General features: G+C 70.9%; 19 protein-coding genes and 1 tRNA gene. 16 read left to right on the top strand and 4 right to left on the bottom strand.

Features of this window, described 5'->3' with window-relative positions; translation table 11 throughout:
- The first annotated feature begins 4 nt into the window (after positions 1-4).
- Positions 5-1600 (top strand): hypothetical protein, encoded by a 1596-nt coding sequence (locus AC07A4_RS09210; RefSeq protein WP_478595127.1) that lies wholly within the window; start codon positions 5-7, stop codon positions 1598-1600.
- A 113-nt stretch (positions 1601-1713) separates the two neighbouring features.
- Positions 1714-2502: an NUDIX domain-containing protein gene (locus tag AC07A4_RS09205; protein ID WP_478595124.1), complete on the top strand. Its 789-nt coding sequence runs from the start codon at positions 1714-1716 to the stop codon at positions 2500-2502.
- On the opposite strand, the gene AC07A4_RS09200 is transcribed toward AC07A4_RS09205, so the two are convergent.
- Positions 2486-3493, bottom strand: coding sequence for an XRE family transcriptional regulator (locus AC07A4_RS09200; protein ID WP_478595121.1), 1008 nt, complete (start codon positions 3491-3493; stop codon positions 2486-2488). The genes AC07A4_RS09205 and AC07A4_RS09200 overlap by 17 nt on opposite strands.
- An 832-nt stretch (positions 3494-4325) precedes the next feature.
- Between AC07A4_RS09200 and AC07A4_RS09195 the strand changes: the two genes are divergently transcribed.
- The 5 genes from AC07A4_RS09195 (at position 4326) to AC07A4_RS09175 (ending at position 7015) form a co-directional block, all read left to right on the top strand.
- On the top strand, positions 4326-4658 hold the full coding sequence (locus AC07A4_RS09195) for a hypothetical protein (protein ID WP_478595119.1): 333 nt from the start codon (positions 4326-4328) through the stop codon (positions 4656-4658).
- Complete coding sequence (locus AC07A4_RS09190; RefSeq protein WP_478595117.1) at positions 4655-4984, top strand: hypothetical protein; 330 nt, start codon at positions 4655-4657, stop codon at positions 4982-4984. Before AC07A4_RS09195 ends, AC07A4_RS09190 begins: the two co-directional genes overlap by 4 nt.
- Positions 4977-6035: a DUF2637 domain-containing protein gene (locus tag AC07A4_RS09185; RefSeq protein WP_478595114.1), complete on the top strand. Its 1059-nt coding sequence runs from the start codon at positions 4977-4979 to the stop codon at positions 6033-6035. The genes AC07A4_RS09190 and AC07A4_RS09185 overlap by 8 nt, the downstream gene beginning before the upstream one ends.
- On the top strand, positions 6035-6418 hold the full coding sequence (locus tag AC07A4_RS09180; RefSeq protein ID WP_478595111.1) for an RRQRL motif-containing zinc-binding protein: 384 nt from the start codon (positions 6035-6037) through the stop codon (positions 6416-6418). The genes AC07A4_RS09185 and AC07A4_RS09180 overlap by 1 nt, the downstream gene beginning before the upstream one ends.
- 282 nt (positions 6419-6700) lie before the next feature.
- A complete protein-coding gene (locus AC07A4_RS09175; RefSeq protein WP_478595108.1) occupies positions 6701-7015 on the top strand; it encodes a hypothetical protein in 315 nt (104 codons plus the stop codon).
- Between the two features lie 186 nt (positions 7016-7201).
- On the opposite strand, the gene AC07A4_RS09170 is transcribed toward AC07A4_RS09175, so the two are convergent.
- Positions 7202-7274: transfer RNA gene (locus AC07A4_RS09170), tRNA-Arg, on the bottom strand.
- Positions 7275-7582: 308 nt separating this feature from the next.
- Between AC07A4_RS09170 and AC07A4_RS09165 the strand changes: the two genes are divergently transcribed.
- From AC07A4_RS09165 to AC07A4_RS09135, 7 genes are all read left to right on the top strand, one after another.
- The gene (locus AC07A4_RS09165; RefSeq protein ID WP_478595105.1) at positions 7583-9208 is read left to right on the top strand and encodes a dynamin family protein; all 1626 of its coding nucleotides are present in this window, start codon (positions 7583-7585) and stop codon (positions 9206-9208) included.
- Positions 9209-9213: 5 nt separating this feature from the next.
- Positions 9214-11238 (top strand): YfjP family GTPase, encoded by a 2025-nt coding sequence (locus tag AC07A4_RS09160; RefSeq protein WP_478595103.1) that lies wholly within the window; start codon positions 9214-9216, stop codon positions 11236-11238.
- Between the two features lie 227 nt (positions 11239-11465).
- Complete coding sequence (locus tag AC07A4_RS09155; RefSeq protein ID WP_478595101.1) at positions 11466-12056, top strand: single-stranded DNA-binding protein; 591 nt, start codon at positions 11466-11468, stop codon at positions 12054-12056.
- Between the two features lie 309 nt (positions 12057-12365).
- Complete coding sequence (locus tag AC07A4_RS09150) at positions 12366-13766, top strand: LAETG motif-containing sortase-dependent surface protein (protein WP_478595919.1); 1401 nt, start codon at positions 12366-12368, stop codon at positions 13764-13766.
- Positions 13767-13946: 180 nt separating this feature from the next.
- Positions 13947-15611, top strand: a complete 1665-nt coding sequence (gene ettA, locus AC07A4_RS09145; RefSeq protein ID WP_478595098.1) for an energy-dependent translational throttle protein EttA — start codon at positions 13947-13949, stop codon at positions 15609-15611.
- 1 nt (position 15612) lies between these two features.
- Positions 15613-16047, top strand: coding sequence for an acyl-CoA thioesterase (locus AC07A4_RS09140; RefSeq protein WP_478595096.1), 435 nt, complete (start codon positions 15613-15615; stop codon positions 16045-16047).
- Positions 16044-16730 (top strand): DUF8010 domain-containing protein, encoded by a 687-nt coding sequence (locus AC07A4_RS09135; RefSeq protein ID WP_478595094.1) that lies wholly within the window; start codon positions 16044-16046, stop codon positions 16728-16730. Before AC07A4_RS09140 ends, AC07A4_RS09135 begins: the two co-directional genes overlap by 4 nt.
- A gap of 65 nt (positions 16731-16795) precedes the next feature.
- Here the strand turns inward: AC07A4_RS09135 and AC07A4_RS09130 are convergent, their stop codons facing one another.
- Complete coding sequence (locus AC07A4_RS09130; protein ID WP_478595091.1) at positions 16796-17200, bottom strand: globin; 405 nt, start codon at positions 17198-17200, stop codon at positions 16796-16798.
- An 85-nt stretch (positions 17201-17285) separates the two neighbouring features.
- On the opposite strand from AC07A4_RS09130, the gene AC07A4_RS09125 reads away from it, so the two are divergent.
- A complete protein-coding gene (locus AC07A4_RS09125; RefSeq protein ID WP_478595089.1) occupies positions 17286-18275 on the top strand; it encodes a methyltransferase domain-containing protein in 990 nt (329 codons plus the stop codon).
- Between the two features lie 45 nt (positions 18276-18320).
- On the opposite strand, the gene AC07A4_RS09120 is transcribed toward AC07A4_RS09125, so the two are convergent.
- Entirely contained in the window at positions 18321-20348 is a 2028-nt protein-coding gene (locus tag AC07A4_RS09120; RefSeq protein ID WP_478595917.1) for an FHA domain-containing protein, read from the bottom strand.
- Between AC07A4_RS09120 and AC07A4_RS09115 the strand changes: the two genes are divergently transcribed.
- Entirely contained in the window at positions 20269-20439 is a 171-nt protein-coding gene (locus AC07A4_RS09115) for a hypothetical protein (RefSeq protein ID WP_478595962.1), read from the top strand. The two genes, AC07A4_RS09120 and AC07A4_RS09115, sit on opposite strands and share 80 nt — an antisense overlap.
- Positions 20440-20536: the final 97 nt, after the last annotated feature.

The following is a 20536-nucleotide window of genomic DNA, read 5'->3' as shown; positions in this document are numbered from 1 at the left end:
GAAGTTGCAGTCTGAAATCTTCTACCGCACTGAGGACATTCCACCTGAGGAAATCCTCGGCCTCCTCGTTGAGACTGAGACAGATCGCTCTTTGATTGATTCCCTAAAGGGGCGCTCTCCAGTCATCCTAAAAGGCAGCAGAGGTGTCGGGAAGTCTTTCCTCATGCGCGCCGCCGAAGCTGAAATTAAAGCGGATTTTGCGTCACAGAAGATCTTGCCCGTTTACGTCACATTTGCCCAAGCGAGCCTGATCCGGCAAAACACTCCCGATAGTTTTCTGTTGTGGATGATGGCGAAGCTATGCACCAGCATCCTTCGCGCTGCGTCAACCTTTGGTTTGACACTGCCAGGCGGCTCTGCAATCACCGCCATCCAAGGAACATCCGCCCTGGGCAATTACGCCGGCATGGCGAAGGTGCAGGCCATCTTCGAATCATCCTGGAAACAGGAAAAGCAGGAAGAACTTCCGGTTTCTGTCCCGGACCCGGAGGTGCTACGTGACGCAGTTGAGGACCTGTGTCGTTACACGAACATCAAGCGAGTAATTCTGTTCGTGGACGAGGCGGCTCACGTTTTTATCCCTGAGCAACAACGTCAATTTTTCACGCTCATGCGAGATCTGCGCAGCCCGTATTTGACAGTGAAAGCTGCTGTGTACCCGGGGGCGACATCCTACGGGCATTCCTTCCAGCCCACTCATGATGCAAACGTGCTTTCGGTCGATCGTCAGGTCACTGACCCCGAGTATGCAAATGCCATGCGATCTATCGTGTACAAACAGGATGGGTCACTCAGGAAGCAAATCGAACCGAACGGTGACGTTTTCGACACCCTCGCTTACGCTGCAGCTGGGAATCCTCGAATTCTGATCAAGACTCTCCTCATGCGGGCCCCCTTCAATCGCAGAAACACACAGGAAACTATCCGCGAATATTATCGTGGGGATATCTGGGGCGAGCATTCGAACCTGGCAGTGCGTTACCCTGGCCATCGCGAACTAATCGACTGGGGGCGCACGTTCATCGAGGAAACTGTGCTTCCCGCTCTCCATTCCAGGAATGTCGGTCGTTCATCACAGACTTCTTCCTACTTCTGGATTCACCGAGACGCCCCCCAAGCTGTGCGAGAGGCTCTTCGGCTCCTGTGCTATAGCGGAATCGTACAGGAAGGTGATTCAGGCATGCGCGCAACACGTGGCGAAATCGGGACCCGCTACATGGTTAACCTAGGGTGCCTTTTTGCTCAGGATGCCGAGCCAATCAAGTTCGGGCAGAACGTCAGAAAGCACTTGTACGTCAAGCGGATGATCGAGTACGGCGCCAACAATCCCGCCTATCGTCCGATCGATAAATTCTCGCTCGATAAGGTGAACTCGACCGGGAATCAGGCCCTCGAAAGTCAACTTGAGAGATCAATCAAGCATCTCGACATCACGAATTTCCAGCGAACCAAGTTGAATGAGTTGGGATTCCAAAAGATCGGGGAGGTGCTGAGGTCAGACGAGCAAGCCTTCATGCGCGCCTACTACGTAGGAACGAAGCGTGCCAGGCAAATCAGGAACGCGGCAGTAATTGCTGTGCTTGAATACCTTTCTGGTTGATTAGCGTGTGCCGCTCTTGGCGGCACACGCTCCCTTCTCATGGTCTCGATGCCTTGGTACCGCATGCCGCTACGCTGGTACGCACCACCTCAGGATGGGAGAGTGCTCTGCGGATGGGCCCGAAGACAGCGAAGGTCTACGAGACGATTCGTGCGCGGCTCGCGTCTTGCGAGTACGCCCCCGGCGACAAGATGCCGTCGGAGCGAACGCTCTCGGAGGAACTCGGCATCGGCCGGACGGCACTTCGGCAAGTACTGGCCCGGCTCCTGGCGGAAGGCGCCTTGGAGGTACGCGGCAGAAGCTCATACCGAGTGCCCGGCGCGGTGGGCGTCAAGGCGCCTGAAGGGCTAGAACCGTGGCGCATCCATGGCGAGCGGGACCTCTACGACAACCGATGGGTCAAGCTGCAGCTTTGGGACGTTGAGCCGCCCGGTCTGAAGCGTTTCGAGCACCATGTCGTGAAGCTTCACCACGTGGCCATCACCGCGGTTCTGGACGAGCAGGACCGCGTCCTGATGATGTGGCGGTACCGCTTCGTACCTCAGCAGTGGGGTTGGGAGCTGCCCGGCGGCATCGTGGACGAAGGCGAGGAACCCGCGGCCACGGCGCTCCGGGAAGTCGTCGAAGAGACCGGGTGGCGGCCGAAGTCGGTGGAGCACGTCGTCACCTATCAGCCCATGGTGGGCATGGTCGACTCGCCCCACGAGATCTTCGTTGGGCACCAGGCCGAGCAGGTCGGTCCGCCGACGGATTTGGAAGAGGCCGGCCACATCGAGTGGGTTCCGCTCGCAGACATCCCTGGGCTGATGGCTCGCGGTGAACTGATGGGATCCGGCACCCTCGTTGCCCTGCTCCACATCCTGGCGAGCCGTGGGCGGCAAGGAGCTACAACCGCTCGCTGAGGAGGTCGACGCGGCGGCGCTGCCGCACTGAGCCGGTGCGGCTGGCGAGCAGTCGCGCCTGCCTCAGGTGGGTCTTCGCGTCGTCGTACTCTGCGCGCGCCAAGTGGGCCTGAGCGAGGTCGGTGTGAAGGCCGCCTTGGGCGCGGACGAAGGTCGGATCCGCGGCTTCCAAGGCTGTGTACAGGCTGGTCACTGCCTCGCCGTCTCCGAGCAGGGCAAGGACGTTGCCCCGCCACCGAGCGAGGTGCGCGCCGTTCAGGAAGATGCTCAGCATGTCCGGGTCCCGGTCCCCGGAGTCGGACGGGATGCTCGCCCCGGCCGCATCGAGCGCCCTTCGGCAGTCATCAGGCATTCCAGCGTGGGCGCAAAGCTCCGCTTCGGCCGCGTACAGCCACGCCCGGAGCCGGGGGGACCCGTCTCGGGCAAGGGTGCGTTGCGCATCGCGGACCAGGTCGACTCCGAGGGACGGCCGGCCAGCCTCGCAGAGCACGTATGCCTGCTCTGCCATCGCGTGGGCGAGATACATCGGGGCCTCAGCGTCCCTCGCCGCCCGCTTCGCGAGTTCGTAGTGACGCCAGGCGCGTTCGACCGCCCCGGAGTCGATCGCCTGCCACGCCGCCAGCGTTGACGCTCCGGCGAGTGCGAGTGCCACGGGACGGCGCGCGCTGGGGAGCACTGTGAAGTTCAGCGCGTCTTCCAGGGCGGAGAGGTGCCCGGTCATCTGGTCCACAAGACCAGCCGCGCCCATCTGGCGGTCCATGGTGCGCAGTAACTCGGTCTGGTCGTTGAACGCCTTCACCATGGATTCGCTGACGCTGCCCGCTGAATCGATGCGGCTCAGCAGTTCGTCGTACCCGTCGGCGGATGAAGGCGCAGCTACGAGTGGGCCGCCCCGGAGTTCCGCGTCGGTGGTGCCGAGAAGCTGCCGCAGGACTACCGCGTAGCGGTCCGAGATCGTGCGCTTGCCGTTCTCCCACTCGGACACGTACACACGCAAACTCGCCGTCGACGCAACGTCCGTGATGTGCCGTCGGGCGTACTGCTCGATCTCGCGAACCAGTCGCTCCTGAGACCAGCCCCGCGCCGTTCGCGCACTCCGAAGTCCTGTACTCACAGGCCACCGCCCGGCAGTAGGTCCGTCCATCGACTCTTTCAGGATGCCTCACGTTGCCGCAGGTCAACAGGGGTTAACAGGGCGGAAGTTAAGCCCTGTTGGCTACCGACGCCCCTACCTCAAGCGGTCTTCTGGATCTGCACCAGGGAGGGCGAGCGCGGCTCGGCTCAGCGCAATCGCTTGACTCTGGTGCGCACCAGATACTTCTCTACTGGTGCGCACCAGATGGCGAAGTTGCCTCCGATTCACGGTGTGCCAAGCAAAGGGCGGGGACGCTGCGATCCCGCTAAAGGCCAGGGGACAGGGCTTGGGCCCGACTGGCGAGGTGGCCCGGTGACCGCGAGCAACGGCCGGAGGGTGGGGACATGGTCCCCCTTGCAGTGCGTATCCCCTGTTCAGCGGGCTGAAGGAGTGGCGGTGAATCGACGAAAGCGATGGGCGCGGCCGTGATCGACCGGCACGGTGGCGCCGCTCCACCCCGGTCCGTGAACGCGATCGAGCGCTCCGGCCAACCGGTCACCTTCGACCGCTTCGCGGCGGCTAGCGCCGCGCCGGTTGCCTCCTCCGTCCGTCCGGGCGCCCTGCGGGGCGGTCCCGTACGGACGGGGTTGAGGGGAGCCGGAGGTTCCGACTTTGACGGCGTGCGGCCCCGGTGCTCGAACACCGGGGCCGCTGTTTGGGCCGTTCCTGTCTGAGAGGAGCACGATCCATGAAGTGCATCGTGGCTGGTCATGTCGCTGTTACGGCAGCGGAGTTCACGGAGTTGGCGTTGGGCTTCGCTGAGCGTTCGGCGGGGTTCGACACGGAGCTGTTCACCGGCGAGTTCGGGGAGTCGGAGGAGGGGCGGGCCGCGCGGCTGGCGGTGGCCCACGAGGTGCTGGTGGAGCTGCGCGAGGTCGACCCGGTCGCCGCGGCCTACGCCCGTGCGCTGCTGCGGGCGAGCGACCTGCCGCGGCGGGCGTCGCGTGCCCGGCGGGCTCGCCGGGCGACGGTCCGGCGCACGGGCACCTGCGGTGCGCAGGGTGCGGCGGTGGCGGCATGAGGGCCGATCTGGCGTTTGAGGAGCTTACGGTCTCTCTACGGGCCTTGCGCACGGTGGCCACGGAGTTTCCCGCCCTGCCGGCCCCGTCGGTGCATGTCTCGCCGATCTTCCCCAAGCGGCTGGAGCTGTCCCTGCACGACGACTTCGCGTCTTTCGAGCCCTGGCGCCTGGCGCTCGGGATCGCCTGTGAGGACGTGCGGTTCGGGGTGCAGAGCGACGGCCGGACCTGGGTCCTGACGGCGTGTGGCGACTTCGCGGGCGCGTCGGTCCATCTGACTGCCTTCCATGCTGCGCTCGATGCAGGGGCAGGGGGCAGCGATGCGTGAGTCCCTGACTCCTGCGCAGATCCAGTCTGCGGAGCGCACGCTGGCCGCGGGCACGTGGGCCATCACCGGCGGGGCGGTGCTGTACTCCGTGTTGACGGTCACGCCGCTGGTGGAGCGCGTCACGCCTGCCCAGTGGCAGTGGACGGCACCGATCCTGCCGCTCGTGGTCGATGCGGCCGTGGTCATCGTGGTGCGCCTGGATGCGGTCGTGGCCCGGCTCGGGGGCAGCGGCGGGCGGTGGCCGGGTGTGCTGCGGTGGATGACCGGGCTCATGACCCTGCTCCTCAACATCGGTGACAGCGCCCTGAAACTGGATCTGGTCGGGGTGGCCGTGCATGCGGTCGCGCCGCTGCTGCTGATCGTCACGGCGGAGGCCGGGCTGGCCTACCGGCGCGCGATCGGCCGTGCTCTTGAACGCATCGAGCGTTCACGGGCCGAGGAACAGGCCGCCCGTGAACAACGCGCGCGGGCAGTGCGTGAACGGGAGCAGCATGCCCGTGAACACGCTGAACAGGCCGCACGCGAACACGCTGACCGGGTCGAGCGTGAGCGGTTCGAGCGCGAGCAGGAACAGCGTCGCGAGGCGCGCGAGCACGAAGCCCGGATGGAACGTGAACGCCTCGCTCGTGAAGCGGACATGCGCCGTGAGCAGCGCGAACACGACGACCTCGTGCGGCATGAGCAGCAGCGCGAGGACGCGCGGCGCCGTGAACAGCAGGCACTGGCTGAGCGTTCACGGCGCGAGCCGACAGCCGTCCGCGAGGGCCAGCGCACCCTCCCGGGTGTGCCCGCTGCGGGCGTGGTGGACACTCCGGATCGCTCCGTGAACACCGCTGCGCGCGACGTGAACAGCGGACCGGGGACGTTCACGAAGATGCCGGAGGGCGAGGTGCGCGCCTTCATCCGCTCGTTCCGTGAGGGGGAGCGCACGGTGCGCCAGCTCGCGGACGACACCGGCTGGTCGCTGGGCTGGGTGTCCTCCCGGCTTCAGGAGCAGCGCTCCAAGCGCTCCGCCAGCGTGGATACTTCGCTGGTTGAGGCGGTGGGCTGATGTCCGGCGCCTACGGCAAGTGCTTCGACCCGTCCGGCGCCCGCTACGGCGTGCCGACCTACCCCTTCCGCCTGGCCCCGGACGGGCTGGCGACCCGCCGTCAGCTCCGCGCCCGTGGGCTGCGGCCGGGCGGGCAGCCCATCGCCGCGCAGGTGATGCGCGTGAACCGGCGTGCCGGTGGCCACCAGGTGGCCTACCTGTACTGGATCGAGCTGGCCAAGCCGGTTCGTCCGATGACCTCGCGCAAGTGGGGTGCGCTCGCGCTGGCGATGCTCGCCCGTCGCACCTGCCCGCGCTGCCGGCGCGATGTCGGCTACTGCATCCCGCGCTCGAAAGGCATCTGCGGCTTGTGCGTCGCCATCGAGGAACAGCGCGCCGCCTGACCCCTTCAACTTCCTGGAGTTTTGCTGTGTCCAGTCGTACCCGGCCCCGGGCCCGCACCATGAAGGTGCCTGCCGGGGCCACCACCGTTCGTATCCCGCGTCAGCGTGGGCGCCGTCAGCAGTCGTTCGTATTCGTGGTGCCCGAACGCCCCACCCTGACCGGCCAGGCACTGCGCACGGCGGGGCGCCGAGGACGACACCCGCACCGTCCCCGGTCCGCCACCGCTGACGAAGATCCTCCGGGACCACATCAGAGAGGAGAAGCTGAAGCCGGGGGACCGGATGTTCCAAGGCGAGAAGGGCGGCATCCTCGCCGGTTCGGTGACCCGCCGGGCCTGGGGAAGCGCTCGCAAGGCGGAGCTGACAGAGCGCGAATACCAGTCCCTGATGGGGAAGCGCATCTACGACATCCGGCACACCCGCCTGACCAAGTGGCTCAATGACGGCATGCCGCCCGCGCAGGTCGCCTACTGGGCGGGCAACAGCGTCGCGGTCCTGCTCGCCTTCTACGCGGGCTGCATCAACGGGCAGATCCCCGACCTCAAACGGCGGATGGAGGCGCAGGGCGACCTCCCCGAGCTGCCGGAGGAGGGCTGAGCCCCTGGAGGACTTCTCCGCGTATTCACCGCAGCCACCCGCAGAAACCCGGTGACAGCCGGACAGCCCCGGACTCTCCCCGCGATCACCGGGGGAGGGGCCGGGGCTGTTTTGCGTTGGATGGATAGCGCCCTGACCAGCAAAAAGGCCCTCCCAGCGGGAGGGCCGAACCATGACGCAGATGAGCGCCCCCGGCAGGACTCGAACCTGCGGCCAAGTGCTTAGAAGGCACCTGCTCTATCCACTGAGCTACGGGGGCCGGGTGGTGGCCGGTGGCCTGGAGCCCGGTGTGGGGCCGGTCCGTGACCTTGCCGGGGACAAGGATAGGGCTCCCGGGTCCTGGTCCCTGGTGCTTCACCTCCGCGCCGTGATGTGGAGGTTCGGTGAAGCGGTCCTGATAATCGCAGGCAGGTGCGAATCGCGCACCGCTTTTGGCGCCTGGCGCCCCGGGTGTTGTGCACTCGTTATGCCTGCGCCCCACTCGTCCCTTCCGTCACGTGTGTCCGATCGGCGCGCAGGTGTGCCCATATGCTTCAGAAAAACGCCAAAATTGGGCATTCTTCGCATGTGGTGACCTTGGACGTACGGCCTCAACTGCTTGACGCGCTTTCCACCCTGCGTGAGCGTGTCGCCGCCGCACGCTTTCCGCTCCCCCTGCCGGGGGCGCCACGCGCGCGTGCCAACCGGGACGAGCTCCTCGCACAGCTCGACGACTATCTGGTGCCCCGGCTCAGGGCCCCCGAAGCGCCGCTCCTCGCCGTTGTCGGCGGGTCCACGGGGGCGGGGAAGTCGACGCTCGTGAACTCCCTCGTGGGCCGGAAGGTCAGCGAGGCGGGCGTGCTGCGGCCCACGACGCGCACGCCGGTGCTCGTGTGCCACCCGGACGACCACCACTGGTTCGCCGGGACCCGCGTCCTGCCGCACCTCACGCGCGTGTGGGTGCCCCGGCAGGACCAGGAGGGCGAAGGGGCGGGTGAGGGCGCGGAGGAGCGGCAGCTGCGCGTGGAGACCGCCGACACGCTGCCGCCCGGCCTCGCCCTCCTGGACGCCCCCGACATCGACTCCCTGGTCGCCGAGAACCGCGTCCTCGCCGCGGAGCTCATCTGCGCCGCCGACGTGTGGGTGACGGTCACCACGGCCGCCCGGTACGCCGACGCCGTCCCCTGGCACCTGCTGCGGACCGCCAAGGAGCACGACGCCACCCTCGTCACCGTCCTCGACCGCGTACCGCACCAGGTCGTCTCCGAGGTGTCGCGGCAGTACGAGGCGCTGCTCACCAAGGCCGGGCTCGGGGACGTGCCCCGGTTCACCGTGCCCGAGCTGCCCGAGTCCACGGGCGGCGGCGGGCTGCTGCCCTCGACCGCGGTGGCGCCGCTGCGCGACTGGCTCGCCCACCGCGTGCGGGAACCCGCCGCCAGGCAGGACGCGCTCGCCCGCACCGCCCGGGGCGTGCTCGGCTCGCTGAACTCCCGCATGCCCGAGCTGGCCGGCGCCGTCGCCGCCCAGCACGCCGCCGCGCTGCGGCTCACCGCCGCCGTCGACGAGGCGTACGACAGCGAGCACGCGCGCGTACGCGAGCGCCTCCAGACGGGCTCCGTGCTCGCTGGGGACGCGCTGAAGCGCTGGCGCGCCTATCCGCTCGACTGCGGCCCCGGAGAGCTCCTCGACGCCGTCTCAGCCGGTCTGGAGACGCTCCTGCTGTGCGCCGTCACCGCCGCCGACGCCCGCGTCGACGAGGCGTGGCGGCGCGAGCCCGCCGCCCGGCTGCCCGCGCTCGCGCCGCGTGGCACGGGGGGAGGGGGCGGCGAGGGCGGTGTCGAACACCGCATCGGGATGGCCGTACGCCGCTGGCGGCGCGTCCTGGAGGAGTACGTGGAGGACGAGGTGCGCGCCCTCGACCGCATCGACAAGAGCGCCCCGCCCGACCCCGAGTCCCTCACCGCGCTGCTCGCCACCGCCCTCCTCGGCGGACGCCGGGCGCGCTCCGCCGGAGAGACCCTCGCCGAACGCGTCGGCGCCCACGGAGCGCTGCGGCTGCGCGACCGCGCGGGACGGCTGCTCACCGACTACCTGGACAAGGTCCTCGGCGCCGAGCGGGAGCGCCGCCTGGCTCCCCTCGACGCGCTCGGCGTCCACCCCGAACCCCAGGCCGAACTCATCGCCGCGCTGTCCGTACTGCAGAAGGAGAGGTGACCGCGGTGACCGCCGTGACGGACCACACCGACCAGGCCGACCGGCCCGACGAACCCGCCTCCCACGCGCGCGAGGCCGACGACATCTGGGACGACGGCCTCATCGCACGGCGCGCCGTCGACACCGTCGACACCGGGGACAACGATTCCGGCAACGGGGGGTCTACGAAGACGGGCGATTCCCCCGCGGCCGGGCAGGGGAACGGCGATGGGGCCGAAGGTGGGGGCGGGGGCGGGGGCGGCGGTTCGGCCGCGTACGAGCAGCCTTCCGGGTACGAGCCGTCCGGCACGTACGAGCCGTCCGGCACGTACGAGTCTTCCGGCGCGTACGAGACGTCTGGTACGTACGAGGCGTCCGGCTCCTCCGGGAGAACGGTCGCCTCTGGGCAGTCCGTCGGTTCCGGGAACGGCACGCCGCACGAGGTGACCGCCCTCTACGAAGAGCCGCTTCGCGCCCGCCTTGACGCGCTGCGCGAACTCATCGGGCTCTCGCGCACACGGCTTGACGGCGCCACGCTCGCCGAGGCCGGGCAGGTCCTCGACGAGGCCGCGGCCCGGCGGCGGCTCTCCGGGCGCCACACCGTCGTCGCCGTCGCCGGGGCCACCGGCAGCGGCAAGTCGACGCTCTTCAACGCGCTCGCGGGCGTCATGATCTCCGAGACCGGGGTGCGCAGGCCGACCACCGCCGCGCCCATCGGGTGCAGCTGGACGGACGGCGCGGCGAGCCTGTTCGACCGGCTCGGCATCCCGGGGCGGCTGCGCCGCAGGCCCCTCCAAGGGGCCGACGCCCAGTCGCTCGACGGGCTCGTCCTCATCGACCTGCCCGACCACGACTCGGCGGCCGAGGACCACCGCGCGCACGTGGACCGCATCCTCCGCCTCGTCGACGCCGTCATCTGGGTCGTCGACCCGGAGAAGTACGCGGACGCGGTGCTGCACGAGCGCTATCTGCGTCCCATGGCAGGCCACGCCGAGGTCACGTTCGTCGTCCTCAACCAGGTGGACCGGCTCCCCGGGGACGCCGCCGACCAGGTCCTCGACGACCTGCGGCGACTGCTCGACGAGGACGGCGTCGCGCTCGGCGAGCACGGCGAACCGGGTGCCACGGTGCTCGCGCTGTCCGCGCTGACCGGCGAGGGGGTCGGCGAACTGCGCGAGGCGCTCGGACAGGTCACGCGCGAGCGCCGCGCGGCCGCACGCCGCGTCGAGGCGGACCTGGACGCGGCGGCGGCGCGGCTGCGCCCGGTGTACGCGGCCGAGGCGGGACCCGGGCCGGGCCGGGGCCGGGCCGGGCTCAGCGAGGAGGCGCGCGAGGAGTTCGCCGACCGGCTCGCGGAGGCGGTGGGCGCCGCGGCCGCGGGCCAGGCCGCCGAGCGGGCCTGGCGCAGGCACGCGAACAAGGCCTGCGGCACGCCGTGGCTGCGGCTGTGGCGCTGGTACGAGGCGCGGCGCACCCCGTTCGCGACCCTCACGTCCGCCCCGCGCACCCCCGTCGACGAGGAGTGCACGGCACGCGCGCGCGTGGAGCACGCCGTGCGCACGGTGGCCGACGAGGCGGCGTCGGGCCTGCCCGCGCCGTGGGGGCAGGCCGTGCGGGAGGCGGCGGCCCGGGGCGCCGAAGGGCTGCCCGAGGCCCTGGACGAACTGGCGGTACGGGCCGGGCTGCCGCGGGGAAGGCCGCCGCGGCCCGGGTGGTGGCCCGTCGCGGTGCTCGCGCAGGCGGCGATGACGCTGCTCCAAGCCGTGGGCGGGCTCTGGCTGGTGGCGCAGATCGTCGGCGTCGCGACGCCGAACCTGGGGGTGCCCGTGCTGCTGATGCTCGTGGGCATCCTCGGCGGCCCGTGCGTGGAGTGGCTGAGCCGGATCGCGGCCCGGGGACCCGCCCGACGGTACGGCTTCGAGGCGGAGCGCCGCCTGCGGGAGGCGGCTGCGGGGTGCGGCCGGGCCCGGGTGCTCGATCCGGTGGCGGCCGAGCTGCTGCGGTACCGGGAGGTGCGGGAGCAGTACGTGCGGGTGGCCCGGCGGGGGTGAGCGGGGGCGAGGGGGCGAGGGGGGCGAGGGGCGGCCCCGGCCCATCGCCGACCGGCGGCGGTGAAAGCGGAGCGACCCCGTCGGGTGACGGAGTTGTCCACAACCGGTGGGTAGGACACAGCGCTCGGCGGGCCCGGCGTCGGCGGCGCAGTCTGGAACCGCGGTCGTGGCGACCGCCGCCGACGCGGGAGGGGCCCGCACGCGGTGGACGAGGGAGGGGTTCGACGATGAACGACACGCTGGTGACGGTGGTGGGGAACGTGGCGACGACACCGGTGTTCCGTGAGACGCCGTCCGGCGCCGTCACCCGCTTCCGGATCGCGGTGACACCACGGCACTTCGACCGGGCGCGCAACGAATGGGCGGACGGACACACCAACTTCTTCACGGTCTGGGCCCGGCGCACCCTCGGGGTGAACGTCCAGAGCTCGGTGGCCCTCGGCGAACAGGTCATCGTGCAGGGCAGGTTGAAGGTCAGGGACGAGGAGCGCGGCGGGCAGCACTGGCTGTCGGTGGACATCGACGCGTTCGCGATCGGCCACGACCTGTCGCGGGGGACCTCCGCGTTCCGCCGCGCCAAACGCCCGGGGCAACTCCCGGCGGAGCGGCCGCCGACCGGCCAGGGTGAACCGGCGTGGGAATCGGCGACACCGCTGGGAGAACAGGGAGAACAGGGAGGACTGGGAGAACCGGAAGCAGGGGACGCGGCGGAAACACCCGCGGCGGCGAGGGAAACAGCGGCGCGGCAAACAGCGGCGGCGGAAACAGTGTCGGCGGCTGAGACGGAATCAGTTCCGGAGCCCGCAGGGGTGGCTTGAAGCCGGGCACCCCATGGTTGCCACCGCGCCTCCACCAGGGGAAGCGGAACCATGGATTTGTCGATATGCCCAGCTCAGAAGGGCCGTTGGGGATAACGATTCCGATTCGGATCGGTTATCAGACGGCAGCACCGGGAATCGGGATGCGCCCCGTCTTTAGGATGCCGGGCGTGGCTCCGTGGGGCTCGTGAGGCCCGAGGCGGAGCGGTCGGCAGGTGACTCTGCTCGGTTGGGTCTGCTGGCGGAACCCGTCCCCCCCATGTGAATCGGTTCCGCCCGGAGGGGAATTCTGTGTTTGCTGCGTTGTCCATACGGAGCCGGGGCGCCGTGCGCCTCGCCGCCGCGCTGGTCGCGTCCGGGCTCGTCTCGGCGGGCGTGACGGCCACCGCGGCGGCGTCCGTCGCGACGGACGCCCCGCCGTACCGGGGCGGGGCCACCGCCACCCTGGACGGCCTGAAGACCCACGGCCAGGCGGTCATCCACGAGCGGGGCGGTAGTCAGAGAGTCCCCGCCGGCCTGTTCGAGATGTCCGTCGACAACGGCGGCACCCTGCAGACGTACTGCGTCGACATCCACAACCCCACACAGAAGGACGCGCAGTACAAAGAGACCCCGTGGCGCGGCACCTCGCTGCACGGCAACCGCGACGCGGGCAAGATCCGCTGGATCCTGCGCCACTCCTACCCCCGGGTGAACGACCTCGCGGCACTGGCGCACAAGGCGGGCGCGCGCTCGCTCACCGAGGAGACGGCCGCGGCCGGCACCCAGGTGGCGATCTGGCGCTACTCGGACAAGTCGGTCAAGTCCAAGGTGCGGGCGGTGGACCCGAGCGCCGAGAAGCTCGCGGACTATCTGGAGCGCAGCGCCCGCCGCAGCTCCGAGCCGAAGGCGTCCCTGACGCTGGACCCGCCCGCCGTGTCCGGGCACGCGGGGCAGCGCCTCGGCCCGGTGACGGTGCGGACGGACGCGGACAGCGTGACCGTCATCCCGCCCGCGGACTCGACCACCGGGGTGAAGGTCGTCGGCAAGAACGGCAAGCCGGTGAAGTCCGCGGCCGACGGCAGCAAGCTGTACTTCGCGGTCCCCAAGGGCACGCCGGACGGCATGGCCTCGCTGGACGTGCAGGCGTCGACGACCGTGCCGGTCGGGCGGGCCTTCACCTCCGAGACCCGCAGCCAGACACAGATCCTCGCGGGCTCCAGCGAGTCGACGGTGTCCGCGACGGCGACCGCGCACTGGGCGAAGAAGGGCGCGATACCGGCGCTGTCCGCGGAGAAGAACTGCGCCGCGCGCGGCGTGGACATCACGGCGAGCAACAAGGGAGACGCGCCGTTCACCTTCCGCCTGATGAGGTTCAAGCACACCATCAAGGCCGGTGAGACACGCACGGTGACGATACCGCTGCAGGAAGACCAGCCCTACGACTTCACGATCACCGGCCCCGGCGGCTTCGAGAAGCGCTTCATGGGCGTCCTGGACTGCCGGACCGAGGGCAACGCGGTCAGCGTCGCCGGCAAGGCCAAGGCCGCGCCCCAGCCTCGCCCCGCATCTGCGGGCGGCTCCTCCGGCGGCGACCTCGCGGAGACCGGCGGATCGAACGCGACACCGCTGATAGCCGGGATCGCGATCGCCCTGGTCGTGGTCGGCGGCGGCGCGGTGTTCCTGCTGCGCAAGAGGAAGGACCCGGCGGCGCCCGCGACCGACGACTGAACACACCGTGACACCACGATCACCCAGCGAGCACCACACGCCGGGGGTGTGCGGCCCGGCACACCGGGCCACGCCCCCGGGACCCCAGCGGGCCGCACGGCTATCCGGTTTTCGCCGGGGGGTGGCCGTCAGGCAAGATGGGGTGTATCTGCCCACACACTGATTGCCGGACGGTTCCTCTTGGCTGAGTACATCTACACCATGCGCAAGACGCGCAAGGCGCACGGCGACAAGGTGATTCTTGATGATGTCACCCTGAGCTTCCTGCCCGGCGCGAAGATCGGTGTCGTGGGTCCCAACGGCGCTGGTAAGTCCACGGTGCTGAAGATCATGGCGGGGCTCGAGCAGCCGTCCAACGGTGACGCGTTCCTGTCGCCCGGGTTCAGCGTCGGCATCCTCATGCAGGAGCCGCAGCTCGACGAGTCGAAGACGGTCCTGGAGAACGTGCAGGACGGGGCCGCCGAGATCATGGGCAAGCTCAAGCGCTTCAACGAGGTCGCCGAGCTCATGGCGACCGACTACTCCGACGCGCTCATGGAAGAGATGGGCAAGCTCCAGGAGGACCTGGACCACGCCAACGCGTGGGACCTGGACGCCCAGCTCGAGCAGGCCATGGACGCGCTCGGCTGCCCGCCCGGCGACTGGCCCGTCGTGAACCTCTCCGGTGGCGAGAAGCGCCGTGTCGCGCTCTGCAAGCTCCTCATCGAGGCGCCCGACCTGCTCCTCCTCGACGAGCCCACCAACCACCTCGACGCCGAGTCCGTGAACTGGCTGGAGCAGCACCTCTCCCAGTACTCCGGCGCCGTCGTCGCGGTCACCCACGACCGGTACTTCCTCGACAACGTCGCCGAGTGGATCCTGGAGCTCGACCGCGGCCGCGCCCACCCGTACGAGGGCAACTACTCCACCTACCTGGAGAAGAAGGCCACGCGTCTCAAGGTCGAGGGGCAGAAGGACGCCAAGCGGGCCAAGCGGCTCAAGGAAGAGCTCGAGTGGGTGCGGTCCAACGCCAAGGGGCGTCAGGCCAAGTCCAAGGCGCGCCTCGCCCGTTACGAGGAGATGGCCGCCGAGGCGGACAAGATGCGGAAGCTGGACTTCGAGGAGATCCAGATTCCGCCGGGGCCGCGGCTCGGGTCCATTGTCGTCGAGGTCGAGAACCTGTCGAAGGCCTTCGGTGACAAGGTCCTGATCGATGACCTGAGCTTCACGCTGCCGCGCAACGGCATCGTCGGCATCATCGGTCCGAACGGTGCGGGCAAGACCACGCTGTTCAAGATGATCCAGGGCCTGGAGACGCCGGACTCCGGCAAGATCAAGGTCGGCGAGACGGTCAAGATCTCCTACGTCGACCAGAGCCGCGCCAACATCGACCCGAAGAAGACCCTTTGGGCTGTGGTGAGCGACGAGCTCGACTACATCAACGTCGGCCAGGTCGAGATGCCCTCGCGGGCGTACGTCTCCGCCTTCGGATTCAAGGGTCCTGACCAGCAGAAGCCTGCCGGTGTGCTCTCCGGTGGTGAGCGCAACCGCCTCAACCTCGCGCTGACGCTCAAGGAGGGCGGCAACCTGCTGCTCCTCGACGAGCCGACGAACGACCTCGACGTCGAGACGCTGTCGTCGCTGGAGAACGCGCTGCTCGAGTTCCCCGGTGCGGCTGTGGTCATCTCCCACGACCGCTGGTTCCTCGACCGGGTCGCCACGCACATCCTCGCCTACGAGGGCGACTCCAAGTGGTACTGGTTCGAGGGCAACTTCGAGTCGTACGAGAAGAACAAAGTCGAGCGCCTCGGCCCGGACGCGGCCCGTCCGCACCGTGCCACGTACAAGAAGCTCACCCGGGGCTGACATGGCCCGTCATCTGTACAGCTGCCCACTGCGGTGGTCGGACATGGACGCCTTCGGGCACGTCAACAACGCGGTCTTCCTGCGGTACTTGGAAGAGGCGCGGATCGACTTCATGTTCCGGCTCTCGTCGGACGACGGCCCGTCGTTCCGCGGAGGGTCCGTGGTGGCGCGGCACGAGATCGACTATCTGCGGCCGTTGGTGCACCGGCACGAGCCGGTCACCATCGAGTCGTGGGTGACGAAGATAGGCGCCGCTTCGCTGACGATCTCGTACGAGATCAAGGACGCCGGGCAGGTGTACGCGCGGGCGTCGACGGTGGTCGTGCCGTTCGACCTGAGCGCGCAGCGGCCGCGGCGGATCACGGCCGAGGAGCGGGCCGTCCTGGAGGGATACCAGGACGACTCCGCCGGTGGTGCGGAGGCGCTGGTCGCATGACCGTGCGGCTGCACTTCGCGGATGCCGGGGAGGCGGGGGACCTCGCCGCCTTCCTGGCCCGCCTGATCCACTACGACAAGGCGGCCGCGGTCCGGCTGCAGGCGGCCGGGGAGACGCTCGCCGTGTTCGGGCGGCCGCCGTCGTTCGAGGTGCTCGCGATCCGTACGGCACGGCTCGCCAAGCCGTACGAGCACGGGCTCGACACCTCGCTCGACGTGACGGTGTCGGCTGGTGAACTCCTGGAGTCCGTGGGGGAGTCGGCGCAGGTCGTGGAGACGGCGGGCACCGTGGTCGTCCCCGCGGCGGTGACCGGACCGCCGTGGGCGGGGGTGCTGCCGCCGCGGGGCGGCTGGCGGCAGGTCGCCGGGCTGCCGTCGGCGTCCGCGCTGCGGGACCTGGTGCAGGGGGCCGTCACCGAGTTCCGGGCGCGGGTCGAGGAGTTGGCGCCGGAGCGGCGCGTGCGGGCCGAGCTGGACCGGGTGGGCCGGGAGATCTGGTCCCGCACGGTCGCGGGGACGGGGATGCCGGTGCGGGCCACGCACGCGGCGCACTCCCTGGGGTTCCTGCGGGGCGAGGACCTGACGCTGCTCGAGGCGGGGGTGTGGCTGCGGCTGCGCACGCCGTACGGGTCGGTCGCCCTGCGTCAGGCGGGCGTCGGGTCGCTGTCGGTCACGCCCAGCTGACCGGCTGACCGGTCACCTGGCCGACCCATGACTGGTGGCCGGTGTCCGGTGACCGGAGCGGGTGGTCAGCCCGCCGTGTTGACCATGGAGGCGGCCGCGTACGTCAGGTAGTTCCACAGCGTGTGCTCGTGCTCCTCGGAGAGGCCGAGGGAGTCGACGGCGTCGCGCATGTGCTTGAGCCAGGCGTCGTGGGCCGCGCGGTCGACGGCGAAGGGGGCGTGGCGCATCCGCAGGCGGGGGTGGCCGCGGTTGTCGCTGTAGGTGCGCGGACCGCCCCAGTACTGCATCAGGAACAGCGCGAGGCGCTCCTCGGCCGGGCCCAGGTCCTCCTCCGGATACATCGGCCGCAGCAGGGGGTCCTCGGCGACGCCCTCGTAGAAGCGGCGCACCAGGCGCCGGAAGGTCTCCTCGCCGCCGACCTGTTCGTAGAAGGTCTGCTCCTGAAGCGTGCCGCGCGGAATCTCATTCACGCCTCCATGGTCTCAGACGTCGCGGCCGAGGACGGAAGGCTTAGGACCACTCGCATCGGGCCGCCGGGAGCAGCACAGTGGGGGTATGGGTGCGCATGCTCCGCTCAGGGACGAACCCGACCCCGTCCTCGTCGCCGAGGCGCGGGACGCTCTGGTGCGGGAGATCGAGGCCGGCGGTGCCTTCGCGGGCGACCCCGGCTGGCGGGCCGCCTTCGAACAGGTGCCGCGGCACCTGTTCGTGCCTTACTACTACGTGAGCGCGGCCGGGGGCTATGAGCGGCTATGGGGCGAGGACCCCGACCCGGTGCGGCGGGCGCGCTGGCTGCGCGGGGCGTACGCGGACGCGCCGCTGGCCACGCGGGTGCGGGACGGGGACCTGGTCTCCTCCAGCAGCCAGCCCTCGCTCATGGCCAAGATGCTGGTGGAGCTCAGGGTCGGCGACGGCGGGGCGTACGACGTCCTGGAGATCGGGGCGGGTACGGGGTACAACGCGGCGCTGCTCGCGCACCGGCTCGGGGACGGGCGGGTGACGACCGTGGACCTGGACCCCGAGATCACCGAGTCGGCCCGCGGGCACCTCGCCGCCGCCGGGTACCGGCCGACGGTGGTGACGGGGGACGGTGCCGCGGGGTGTGCGCGGCGGGCGCCGTTCGACCGGATCATCGCGACGTGCACGCTGGCCTCCGTGCCCCGGCCGTGGCTCGCGCAGTGCCGCCCCGGAGCCCTCGTCCTCGCGCCGCTCGCGACCGGTCTCATCGCGTTGCGGGTGCGGGACGCCGAGCACGCGGAGGGGCGGTTCCTGCACACGCCCGCGTACTTCGTGCCGCTGCGCGGCGGCAGCGGCCGGCCGCCGCACGAGCCGTACATCGGCGGGCTGCCGCGCAGGGCGCTGCAGAGCGAGTTGTTCCGCTTCCTGCTCGAGCTGACCGCGGGGACGCTCGATCCGCATGAGGCGCTCGCGCTGTGGCAGCGGGAGCGACGGCCGGTGCGGGAGCGGTTCGGGGTGACGGTACGGGGGGAGTACGCGTGGGCGTGGCTGGATGACCCCGAAGGGCCGTACGCCTGGCCGCTGTGACGGCGGCGGGCGTACGGCCCTTCGGGTCCGGCCGGGGCCGGGGTGTCAGTCGCGCCGGATGGTGAGGGTCGTCCAGGCACCCACGTGCACCCGGTCGCCGTCCTGGAGGGGGACGGGGACGAACGGCTGGATGGGCTCCTCGCCGCCGTTGACGGTGGTGCCGTTGGTGGAGTTCTGGTCGACGACCGCCCAGCCGCCGTCGGGCTGCTGGACCAGGAGCGCGTGCTGGTGCGAGACGCCCGGGTCCTCCGGCGGCACCGACAGGTCGATGTCGGGGGTGTCGCCGGTGGAGTGGCGGCGGCGGCCGATGGCGATCTGGTTGCCGACCAGCGGGCGGTGCTGCTCGGGCGAGTACGCGGGCAGGTTCAGGCCCGCGGCCTCGGGGCCGCTGCGCTGCATCATCGCCATGAAGTACTCACGGTCGGGGCCGACGGTCACGGACCAGGTCCCGGGCGACCGCGGGGCACCGGCGCCGGGGAAGCCCTGCGGGCCGCCCGACGGCTGACCGGGGCCGCCCGGGCCGCCGGGCGCACCGGCGGCGGGCGGCGAGAGCACCCAGTCGTCCGCGCCACCGGCTCCCGGACCCGAAGGGCCGGGCCCTGGCTGCGGGGGACCCTGCGGGGCGCCGGTCTCGCGCGGGAACGCGGGCGGGCCCTGCTGGAAGGCCTGCGCGGCACTCGGACCCTGGTCGCCACCGGGGCCGCCGGGGCCACCGGGGCCGCCGGGCGTCGGCGTCGCGGACGGGCCGCCGCCGAAGGGCGGGATCGGCTCGGCCGGACGGTTCACCTGCGAGGGCCGGGAGCCCTGGTAGTCGAAGGAGTCCGCACCAGGGGCCTGCGGGCCGCCGGAACCGGCGGACGGGGGGAACTGGTGGGACGGGTTGGGGCCACCGGGGCCACCGGGGCCGTTGGGGTTGCCAGGGCCGTTGGGGCCGCCGGGACCGCCGGGACCACCAGGGGCGCCGGGCCCACCCGGACCATTGGGGCCGCCGGGTGCACCGGGTCCACCGGGACCGCCGTGGCCATGGGGGCCACCAGGACCGCCGGGACCACCGAACGGGCCGGGGGCACCCTGACCGGGTCCACCGGGACCGCCCGCGGGGCCAGGGCGTTCCGGGCTGCCGAAGGGGCCGCCGGGTCCACCCGGACCGCCGGGACCGCCGTGGGCACCCGGGCCGCCAGGTCCGCCAGGTCCACCAGGACCGGAGGGCGCGCCGGGCCCACCCGGGCCCCCCGGGCCGTTCAGGCCGCCGGGACCACCCGGGCCACCGTGGCCGCCGGGCGCACCGGGACCCCCAGGGCCGCCGTGGCCCCCCGGACCGGGGCGCTCCGGGCCGCCGAAGGGACCGCCGGGCCCACCGGGACCGCCGTGCGCACCTGGGCCGCCAGGTCCACCAGGACCGGAGGGCACGCCAGGCCCACCCGGACCACCCGGGCCACCGGGACCGCCAGGTCCACCGAAGGGACCGGACCCACCGGGCCCGCCAGGCCCAGCCGGGCCACCCGGCCCACCAGGACCGGACGCCCCGGGCCCACCGGGCCCGTCGAACCCGGGCCCACCCGGGCCACCGAAACCGGGACGCCCAGGCCCGCCAGGCCCACCGGGCCCGCCAGGCCCGTCAAACGCAGGACCACCAGGCCCGCCAGGGCCCCTAGGCCCACCGGGACGTCCAGGCCCCCCAGGCCCACCGGGCCCGTCGAAACCGGGACGGCCAGGCCCGTCGAAGCCAGGCCCGCCGGGACCGCCAGGCCCGCCGGGACCGCCAGGTCCGTCGAACCCGGGTCGGCCAGGCCCACCGGGCCCGTCAAACCCAGGACCGCCGGGGCCACCAGGCCCGCCAGGCCCGCCAGGCCCACCCGGCCCCCCGGGACGGCCAGGTCCGTCGAACCCGGGCCTGGCAGGCCCAGGCCCGCCAGGACCGCCCGCGCCCCCCGGCATCCCGGGAGACGTCGGCAGGGGCGGGTTGGGCGCCGCGGGGGTGTACGACGTCGCCGTGTTCGTCAGGAAGTTCCAGCGGCACTCCTCGCAGAACGGGGCGTTCGCCTCGCGCGGGGTGCGGCACTGCGGGCACAGCTGGGGCTCGGGGGCGTCGGGCACCGCCGAGAGGTGCGGGCGCCCGGGACCGGGCGGCGGTCCTGGCTGCCCCGACGCGGGCTGCGGATAGCCGTACGCCGGGGGCGGCGGGGGAGGCGGCGGTGGTACGGCACCAGCCATGCGGTGACCGCAGACCTCGCACCAGTCGTCGGAACCCGACTGGTGTC

This window comes from Streptomyces sp. NPDC043996, assembly GCF_056435225.1.
The sequence above is the reverse complement of the archived record's forward strand: the minus strand, read 5'-3'. Positions and strand labels throughout refer to the sequence as shown.